The organism is Parashewanella curva, assembly GCF_003675895.1.
GTDB lineage: Bacteria > Pseudomonadota > Gammaproteobacteria > Enterobacterales > Shewanellaceae > Parashewanella > Parashewanella curva.
In genome coordinates, this window is the sequence record NZ_ML014858.1 from 1 (window position 1) to 9,303 (window position 9,303).

Below are 9,303 nucleotides of genomic sequence, written 5' to 3' on the forward strand. Positions count from 1 at the left end.
AGTTACAGATCCTGATGAGTTTGAAAGTAGTATTATCAAAAAGTCCTAAAGCTATGAAAAGATTTTATGCGTTTAATTACGTAGGCTTGCTGCTGCCTCTAAGAAAAGCTGAGGGTATAAAATACTGAGCTTTTAGCAGATTGAGTTATATTGCTGTCGTAAAGAGGTAATCAAACTTGATTGACCGAGATTTGCTGGAACGGCGTAGCCATGATTGTTCAAAGTTGGGATGAATAACTTAGCTTCTTTCTGCACTGGTAATGCCTCCTATGAATACGTCTTAATTCATCGAGCACAATCCGTATGTTTTTGTTTTATTTCCATTTATAAAAATTGGTATCAAACAAATACCACAAAGACTATTTTTTAAACAATTAATTTTTGTTAAAGTCCGGTGTTTACCCTAGAAGGCTTAAGTTAAAGTTTTTGGGAGGAAAACTTATCGCGACTCCCCTTAGTAAGTTCATATTTCCGACGATTTTAAGGCTATCTTTGATGTGCGCCTTTAAGCACATTTAACCAAATGTGAACATTCTCTCTATGGAGTTGTATCAAAGGAAGTAGAGAATAATTGTACGTGACATAAAACTCATTTATTTCAATTAACACAATTTAACAAACTTTCTTCAAGAAAATTATATCCTTAAATGACCACTCATTAACTTGAATTATATTTATGGCACTTTCATCTGCCGTAACTTCTACCCATAGAAGTTTTACAGATAACAAGATTCCCAATATAGCTGCTATTTCAGATTCAAAGCGTAAAGCACTTTTAAAGCTAAGCGACAAAAAAAATCAATTAGTTCGACGATTTAATGTTATGCAAAAAGAATCAAATTTGGCTTCTCGAATATATAAGGTATCCTCTTTTTTGCATGAGCATCCCAAGGTTTTAAACCGTGGTGAAACAGTTGATGCCTATTGGAATTTAGCCTGTGACTCTATTGATATCAGAGACTCTGAGTGGTCTGCTAAAAATTACTGTATGGCTTCAAGTTACAATCAACTTGCAAGAAAGTTCTTTTCAAAAGCGTTACAAGTGCATAAGTATTGTTTAATCACAGAGACTGATGATGACAAAATGAAGAGTGAAGAATTTCAGCAGAAAGTACAGCAAAATTTAGATTCAGTCGATGCTGATGAAGATAAAATAATTAAAATGCAAAACGTGAGTATGTAGGCAAGTCAGTGTATTTTTAGTAAACCTTGAACTCTAATAACTAGTGCAGGATTCGCAAACTGATGGCGTTTGCCGTAGCTTCTGCCAGCAAATGCCGTAACCTTTGCCAGCATTTGCCGTACAGGTGAAATTAATCGTTTGAAAACCCTAAAAGACTGACTTTTAACTGTACAAATATCCATCATGGCGATAATCTCAAACCTACAAGATGCAGTTGTTCTTCACTATGCTGGAGGTTGTAATGGCGAGGGTTGAAATTCGTTTAACGGACGATGAAAAGTCTAACTGGAAATCATACTGTAAAAGCCAAGGTGTTTCTGAATCTTGCATGATGCGACAACTTATCAAACACTCCGTTCCTGACATTGCTTACAACGAATCTTTCAAACAAGCCAAAACCAATAAAATTACAATCCGGTTATCCAGTCATGAATTTGTGAAATTGGAATCACAAGCCAAAGCTGAGGGGTATATCAATCCAACAAGTTGGGTAAAAGCTTCGGTTACTGCAAGTCTACAACGTAACCCAATCATCACTGACTCAGAAGTAAATGCACTTCGAGAGTCAAACCGTCAGCTGGCTGCAATCGGGCGTAATCTGAACCAAATAGCCAGAGTGTTGAATATCGAATTTAGGGAAAGCAACAAAGTCACAAAAGATATGATTGAAATGCTAACCAAACGCCTTAATAGCCACAGAACGAAAGTAAATAAGCTTATTCATCAAAGTTATCACCGCTGGCAGCTTGAGTTAGAGGAAGCTAGCAATGAGTAGCTTCACGAACGACACTATATCAGGACTGTTATCTGGTGATGTCAGGTACAAAGCCAACAGAATAAAGTCACTTTCTCGCTACAGTAAGAAGCCACCAGAAGTCATGGTGAAAATCAGCGGTTATTGTTACTCAGCAGATCACACAAAAAGTCATTTTGATTACATCAGTCGCAATGGAAAACTAGAAATTGAAGATGAATGTGGCCAGATCTATCAAGATAAACAGTCACTGCATCTTCTAGCTAAAGATTGGGAAGAACCTCAAACCAACACGAAAAGACGAACTCGTCACAGCACTCACATTGTTCTTTCCATGCCCGATGGCACCGAACCCAAAGCTGTAAAAAAAGCGGTAAGAGAGTTCGCTAAAAAGGCCTTCGCCCACAATCACCAATACGTCATGGCTCTGCATACCGATACCGACAGTCCTCATGTTCATCTAACGGTTAAAAACCTTGGGTTTGATGGTAAACGGCTGCATGTTCGAAAGGGGTTACCGCAGGTGTGGCGAGAGAGGTTTGCGAAGGAGATGGAAAGGCAAGGCGTAGCAGTTGAGGCTACACCGAGTTTAAGTTATTTATCTAATAAACCAAGAGCCATTCGACATGAAGCATCACTCAATCAATGCGATTTTGATCAAAGTTACTAAATCCGTTCAATACTCTTTATGAAAGCTGAGTTAACTGGTTATAATGCCAAAGTTTATGGACAGTAACTTTGTGTAGTTAAGCGGCATGGAAAATTTACAATATTTAGCAGAAATCCCTGAGTGTGAGCAAAAGGGCTTCGATAAGTTTATACAAAACACTAGAAAGCTATATATCCCTTCCCCTAAAGATACAGTCAAAGAAGTGCTGAATAATCATCAAGAGATGATGATAGCCTTGAAGACAGAAAAAAACGTCTCGAAAGTAATCTCAGATTTAAGAACTGAAGCCTACAATTCGTTTTTACTGCATGAGGCTCAGATGAATGCTCATATCCTTAAAAACATCTCAAATCAGTTTGCTGTTCCTGGGCGAAAATTTGATGATCTATGTGAGGCTTTCAATCACAATCCTTTGGATACTAAAGAAAAGCTCAGTGATTTTTTTGGTGAGTATTCTGGACAAATTTATCCATACATTTATCGCTTATCTTTGAGTAACACACAATCAAGAAGATCTAGAGCTGGAAAAGTCTTCGAAGGTATTGTTTATGGCTTATATGATGTTCTTGGTTATCCATACTCATCACAAGCCACTGTAGGCTCTAAGAATTTCAAGTCCAAAAAACTAGGGAAAATTGTTGATTCACTTTTACCGGGGCTTGATGCTTTCGATCAGCGACGAGATAAAGTCATTATAGGAACAATGAAAACCACACTCAGAGAGCGTTGGCAGGAAGTAATCGAAGAAATTAATAGAACGATGCTACCTAAAATTTACCTACTAACTGTTGATGAAGATATTAGCGTTAACAAAGTTGAGCAAATGGCTAACCATAACGTTATTTTAGTTGTTTATAACTCTGTAAAAAATAACGGAGAGCTAGCCAAAAAACGTAATGTCGTCAGTTTTGAGGATTACTTTTTTGAAGAAGTTCCAGAGACATTAGCCTATTGGAATCGATAAGGTTATTCCCACTACAAGCCAATAGATAAAGAAGCAAATATTCTTTGGCTATTGGCTTAAAGTTTAAAGAGATTAACCTGCTTTTCTTCGGTTTTTCAGAATATTTTCTGCCGAGTAGATGGTTTGGGTCATTTTCTCAGCAAGAGCTTGGATAACCGTCATACAGACTGAGTTACCAAATTGCTTATATATCTGCACTTGAGAGACTGCATCAACAATAAATGACGAAGGGAACCCCTGCAAATTTGCACATTCACGTGGCGTTAGCTTTCTCGGGTTCTTTCCTATATGACTTTGGTCTATAAGAATTTCTGAGCCATCTTTATAGTATCGAGCACTGATAGTATTAGTGTACTGATCTTCAGGCGTAAATAATGAATAGCCGAATCCATTCCCTTTGATCTTATGCTCTAGCTTCCTTTTTTGATGCCCTGCCCATAATTTGTCAGATATAGTAAAACGGTCTTTTTGATATTTAATCAAATCCTTTTCTAACTCTGATTGCGGCTCTAATATATCGCCAACTTTGGTTGGTGACATAATTGGGGTAGGCCAAGAAAATTCTTCATCAAAGTTAATACCTGTAAAATAATCTTGATCGAATCCAACTAAAAAAATTCTTTCTCTATTCTGAGGAATACCAAAATCAGCTGCTCTTAATACCTTGACTCCAACCCAATAGTTTAGTTTTTTAGTTAAGGCGCTTCTCGCTTCTTGGCTCATCGGAATATCTTCGGGAATTTCTTGCTCATGCTCCCCTTTCAAGATATCTACAATTGTTTTTAATGTCCTGCCTTTATCATGCCCTTGCAGCTGTTTCACGTTTTCGAGTAAAAATGCTTTAGGCCTCTTTTCGGAAATGATTTTTTGAACCTCAAAAAACATTGTGCCACGAGTATCATTAAACCCTTGCTTCAGTCCAGCTTGTGAAAAGGCTTGGCAAGGGAAGCCACCTAATAAAATATCGTGATCAGGTATATCCTTAGCATTTATCTTGGAAATATCACCACTAGGCATTTCACCGTAATTATTCAAATACGTTTTTTGGGCAAACTTGTCCCATTCAGAAGAAAAGACACAATGGCCATTTAATTGCTGAAATGGAAATCTGATCCCGCCGATACCAGCAAACAAATCAATAAAAGTAAAATCAGCCGCTTCGATTGGATTTTGTTTTAGAGGTGCTTTTTCAAAATATGCTTTCATCTCGGCTTCTAGATTTAAAATTGCCGACCATTTTTTCGAAGATGGCTTATGCTCGCCCGTTTCCCATCCATGAACAGTTCTTTCTCCATCGGAGCCTAAACCTAAAAGGTTGGCAAACTCTCTTTTTCCAAGACTTAAATTTGCTCTTAATTTCTTGATATAAGTAGAGGGGGCTATAGTTGTCACGATGTTATCTCAAATATCCTGTTTTATGCCTGGTACTGTATATATAAACATAGTCTATTGCAAACATGTAGAACAGAATTTTTGTGATACATGTACGTAAAATTCTCATTTAGTTTGTAGAGTCTTTTGTTCTTGTTTGGTTGGGGTGAAACTTTCAATTCATTAATTCACGCCCATGCTAGGCGTAGGCAATTCGCTCAAGCAAGGAACAGTTCTCGCTGGCGTTTGTAATAGTGTTCCAAAATTTTAGTTTGAAAATATTTGCCACCTAACTATGTCGATCTATGCTCTCTCATAGTTAATATCGAGTAAAAAGCAATTCTCCACTTGAAAAGTAAGGGTATTGTCCGCATATATAAATTCCGCGACAAAAAGTAACAATAAGGAGTCTATTTCAGTGGAAGAAAAAAAGCCGTACCTTTATCTGAATGCATTCTTGGCGAAAGGTGAACACTCAGATCTTAATGCTGAAGAATTCTTGAAGAGTACTGCTCAGGTTAATACTTATGAGTTGAATCCACAGCATGAGCTTGATGGAAAACTTTTTGTAAAAATCCCAGAAGAGAAAAAGCCTAAGTGGAGTGAATTTACAGAAAACATAACAGGTTCTGATATTGATGAATTAGGGAATCGGTCAAGCTCAGCTGTACTCATCATAAAAAATTCAGAATACACCATGGCCTTTACTTTCGGTTATGGAAGGTTTTTGATAGATACTAAATATTTTATCCAAGACTTTGGTATTAAAACCGCTTTAAATACACTCAATCATGATAGCTTGCGAAGTGTTGACCTATATACCTTAGAAGATCAAGCTGTGCAGAAAAAGTCACAAGCATCAAGAGAGTCTGCTGTTGGTGTTTTTGGAATTGATATTTCTAGGGATGTTTTAAGGGCAGTAACAGGATCACCGAAGACAGGTGTAAGTCTGAGGAATATTTCTGGTGGGGATTCTGTGTTCTCATTTGGGATTGAAATTAATGTCAATGAAATAACAGACTTAGTTACTCTATTATCTGGCTACTATAACAATGACTCATATAAGGATGAGTTTTCCTGGGTTGATAACATCCGGAAAATAAAAGAGAAGTCAGAGATAGATAGACTGGATGAAGAGTTACTCAAAAGTTTCAGGAATTCCCAAAGTGACATAACAATAACAATCCCTGAAATTGTTCAATGGGATACTATTTGGGGGTTCAGCTTTACTAGAAGTAAGAATTCTATACGCCCTACGATAGAAGAAAGCGAATACTTTAATAATTTGGACTTACCTGCACTATCTATAGAGTCTATAAAAAGAGATCGACTTTTTATATATGATATTCATGAGAACGAGTCAGAATATCACATATACAAGTGCATCTATTTTGAGTACAAAGAAAACAGTAAGATATATATATTGTTTTCTGGATTATGGTATGAGATTGATAATACATTCATGTCCAGAATCAATACCTCACTCTCACAAATTGAGGTATCACAGTTACACTTCCCAAATGTTTATGCTTGGGAGGAAGTGAAAGATGGTAAAACCAAATCCAAGATCGAGACTGAGGGCGATTACAATGAACGAGTGGCGAATGATCAAAGCTATCACCTTTTAGACAAAAGGCTAATAAAGAGTAACAGAACAACTACGCCTATTGAACTTTGCGACTTAATGACAGATAGCAAACAGCTGATTCATGTAAAACATAGAAAAGGTGGTTCTGCTGGTTTGAGTCACCTGTTCGCACAGGGGAATGTTTCTGCAGAAGTTTTACTGGGTGATAGGGATTTCAGAAAAGAGGCTCGTAAAGTTCTAAAAAGAGTCAGCAACGGCTTACAAGATAGTGTCCCTCTTGACAACTTTAAAAGTGATGGTGTTGAAGTGGTATTTTTGATTCTGGGTGAAGATTCATCATCCTTAAAAAGCAATCTGCCTTTTTTCAGCAAAGTCAACTTAACCAAAGCTTTTGAGAACCTAACACAAAGAGGGTTTTCAGTATCTATTGCTGGCGTTGATAAAGAGCCAAAACCAAGCGCAAATGGTTCCAAATGAACCTAATGAACAAATTAGCCAAACGCTATATTGCGGTTTCACTCAAACGAGAATACGCCAGTGAGAACGGCACTGAGCTAAATTCAACGCTACCGAAAATGAGTCCACTTAATCCACAATACAAAACTAAAAAACAAAGCGTATTTGAAAAAATCGTCGCCTAATACCTTTGTTGAGAAGTTTAAAGAAATTGGAGAGAGGGTTTAACGACTAAGGTGTATTAGACTAAGGTAAAATGGTGTGCAGTATGCTGGTAAATGAATTGCAAATTATTGGCGAAATCGTTGATCAGTTAAGATCTTCTGTTGTCTTATACGAAGAGTTATTCAATAGCCAGCAAAATTCTGATTTCATCAGTTACTACCCAATTCCAAGTCAGCCATTTCAAATTATCCAAGGCGCATTGCAGTATGAAATTGTAATGCGTATATCGTCTTTGATGGATCCTGCTCAAATGGGTAAAAATGACAACCTTACTTTCCAGCGTGTTTATGGACTACTGAAAAGCTCAATTAAGCAGGTCGAGTCTGAAACAAAAAGTGGCAGATTTACTCACGAAGAGCTCGGCTTGAAAATTGAAATGTTTGAACAGGTTAAGATGGATTTATCAATCTTAGAAACGTTGTACGACGAAACGGGATTAAGAGATTATCGAAACAAACTTGGTGCTCATTTAGATCTAAAACAATCCACAGGTGTTACTAAGCCACTTAATATAGTGATTGATTATGAAAAATTAAGCGAAATTCTTAACAAAATGATCTGTATCATTCACTTAGCAGGTGAGATTTATGAAGGAGAAGGTAAAGATCAATTGATTTATAGAAACCGTGATATGCCCAAAAGTGCTGGCGGGAAAAGCTTAATGAAAGCCCTTGATGAACATAAAAAAGCTTATGACGCTACCAACAAGGAAAACAAAAAATGATAAAAAAAATAGCACGGTTTATTTGGAACTTAAGTGCAGTATGTTTTCTTATTATCTTGGGTTTTCAAGGCATAAAGTATGTGTTTAAGTCTACTGATTTACAAATACTGCCTGAACTTTGTCAAAACACCGATGTAGCAGAATACCCATCTCCCGATGGAACCAAAATAGCCGAACTAGGTTATGTTGATTGTGGAGCAACGACCAATTGGGAAACAGGGGTCAATATTGTGGACGTAAAAACAGGTAAGGTATACAGAGGCATGTTTGGTCTTGATGGCAAACCTGAAAAACTAAAAGTTACTTGGCAATCAAATCGTAAGTTGCTCATTTCAAATTTTCCTGCTGAACGTTTAATTAGACTTCGACAAGATAATTTTTCAGGGGTGTCCATTAAGATAAAGCCAATGTGAGTAGTGGTTGTTTCCAAAATGGAAAATACCACTAATATGTGTTAATTCAGATAAGATGTGAAACTTCAGTTTGCAAAAATAGAGCTAATCAAGCCGTAAATGTCTTCTGCGGCTCTATTTGCTGACTCGATTGTTAAATCTTTTAGAAGAATAATATTCCAGCCAGCATGTGCAATATAGCATCGATCATTGTGTGCATAATCTGAAAATTTATCGAAAATGTATTGGCGAATTTTTTCATCATTAGCCATCAATAAATCATCAGCTTCCTCTGTGTTGTAGGTAATATAATCGAACTCAACATCAGCGAGCTTTGTTCGGTATTTCACCGAAATAAATGGTACTTGATGGTTGAAACAGTAGTGGTGCCATTGATTATCTGCGGTTATATCGCCCCTTTTAAAAGCTTTAAAATGTGGATGCTGCATGGATTGTCCTCCTAAAGTTCGTTTTGGTATTCTGGTTTTGTGTTAGTTGAAATGGTTGATGTTATGTTAGATTTCGAATGATTTAACTTTGCTGTGTTCTCAGAATGTTGTTCATGCTCTAATCCCATTACATAACTTTGGATTTTCTCTGCATCTCTCGAAGCCCGTAAAATTTCTTTGGCATCATCTTGTAGCACCTTTATCCAAGCATCGACATAGGCCGCATGCTGGCCGAAGTCATGGCCGATTTGGAGTTCGTCACCGATCATTAGTGAGGCGATTTCGGCTCTGAGTTCTTCTTTGGCGTAGGATTCGTCACCGAAACGACCTGTCATATCTCGGGCTAATCGACTGGAATGGCCTGTGCTATGACCAGTCTCATGAAAAATCGTTGCCAGATATCGATCTGCCTACATTTCGCATGGTGATTTAAGTATCCGTACATTTTCAACCATTAACAAAAAAACAACATAGATCTTGTAGTGTTCTCATACGGTTTACCAAATTTTAAGCATGCCAAAAGGCTT

General features: G+C 37.2%; 11 protein-coding genes. 8 read left to right on the forward strand and 3 right to left on the reverse strand.

Translation table 11 applies throughout. The features are described from left to right. The first annotated feature begins 676 nt into the window (after nt 1-676). The 4 genes from D5018_RS19535 (at nt 677) to D5018_RS19550 (ending at nt 3,571) form a co-directional block, all read left to right on the forward strand. Nucleotides 677-1,183, forward strand: coding sequence for a hypothetical protein (locus D5018_RS19535; RefSeq protein WP_121840667.1), 507 nt, complete (start codon nt 677-679; stop codon nt 1,181-1,183). Nucleotides 1,184-1,424: 241 nt separating this feature from the next. Further along, nucleotides 1,425-1,958, forward strand: a complete 534-nt coding sequence (gene mobC, locus D5018_RS19540; RefSeq protein WP_165905121.1) for a plasmid mobilization relaxosome protein MobC — start codon at nt 1,425-1,427, stop codon at nt 1,956-1,958. Further along, nucleotides 1,951-2,607 carry a relaxase/mobilization nuclease domain-containing protein gene (locus D5018_RS19545; RefSeq protein ID WP_121840669.1) on the forward strand — a complete coding sequence of 219 codons (657 nt, stop codon included), beginning with the start codon at nt 1,951-1,953 and terminating at the stop codon, nt 2,605-2,607. Before mobC ends, D5018_RS19545 begins: the two co-directional genes overlap by 8 nt. A gap of 85 nt (nt 2,608-2,692) precedes the next feature. Further along, nucleotides 2,693-3,571, forward strand: a complete 879-nt coding sequence (locus D5018_RS19550) for a type II restriction endonuclease (protein WP_121840670.1) — start codon at nt 2,693-2,695, stop codon at nt 3,569-3,571. 72 nt (nt 3,572-3,643) lie between these two features. Here the strand turns inward: D5018_RS19550 and dcm are convergent, their stop codons facing one another. Beyond that, nucleotides 3,644-4,963, reverse strand: a complete 1,320-nt coding sequence (gene dcm / locus D5018_RS19555; RefSeq protein WP_243637474.1) for a DNA (cytosine-5-)-methyltransferase — start codon at nt 4,961-4,963, stop codon at nt 3,644-3,646. 397 nt (nt 4,964-5,360) lie between these two features. Between dcm and D5018_RS19560 the strand changes: the two genes are divergently transcribed. From D5018_RS19560 to D5018_RS19575, 4 genes are all read left to right on the forward strand, one after another. After that, nucleotides 5,361-7,007: a TIGR04141 family sporadically distributed protein gene (locus D5018_RS19560; RefSeq protein WP_121840672.1), complete on the forward strand. Its 1,647-nt coding sequence runs from the start codon at nt 5,361-5,363 to the stop codon at nt 7,005-7,007. Nucleotides 7,008-7,012: 5 nt separating this feature from the next. Further along, nucleotides 7,013-7,171, forward strand: coding sequence for a type I restriction endonuclease subunit R, EcoR124 family (locus tag D5018_RS19565; protein WP_243637475.1), 159 nt, complete (start codon nt 7,013-7,015; stop codon nt 7,169-7,171). Nucleotides 7,172-7,254: 83 nt separating this feature from the next. Next, nucleotides 7,255-7,935, forward strand: coding sequence for an AbiU2 domain-containing protein (locus D5018_RS19570; protein WP_121840673.1), 681 nt, complete (start codon nt 7,255-7,257; stop codon nt 7,933-7,935). Beyond that, nucleotides 7,932-8,348 carry a hypothetical protein gene (locus tag D5018_RS19575; RefSeq protein ID WP_121840674.1) on the forward strand — a complete coding sequence of 139 codons (417 nt, stop codon included), beginning with the start codon at nt 7,932-7,934 and terminating at the stop codon, nt 8,346-8,348. Before D5018_RS19570 ends, D5018_RS19575 begins: the two co-directional genes overlap by 4 nt. A gap of 65 nt (nt 8,349-8,413) precedes the next feature. On the opposite strand, the gene D5018_RS19580 is transcribed toward D5018_RS19575, so the two are convergent. Continuing rightward, entirely contained in the window at nt 8,414-8,776 is a 363-nt protein-coding gene (locus tag D5018_RS19580; protein WP_121840675.1) for a hypothetical protein, read from the reverse strand. Nucleotides 8,777-8,787: 11 nt separating this feature from the next. After that, nucleotides 8,788-9,174 (reverse strand): zincin-like metallopeptidase domain-containing protein, encoded by a 387-nt coding sequence (locus tag D5018_RS19585; protein ID WP_165905122.1) that lies wholly within the window; start codon nt 9,172-9,174, stop codon nt 8,788-8,790. Nucleotides 9,175-9,303 lie beyond the last annotated feature (129 nt).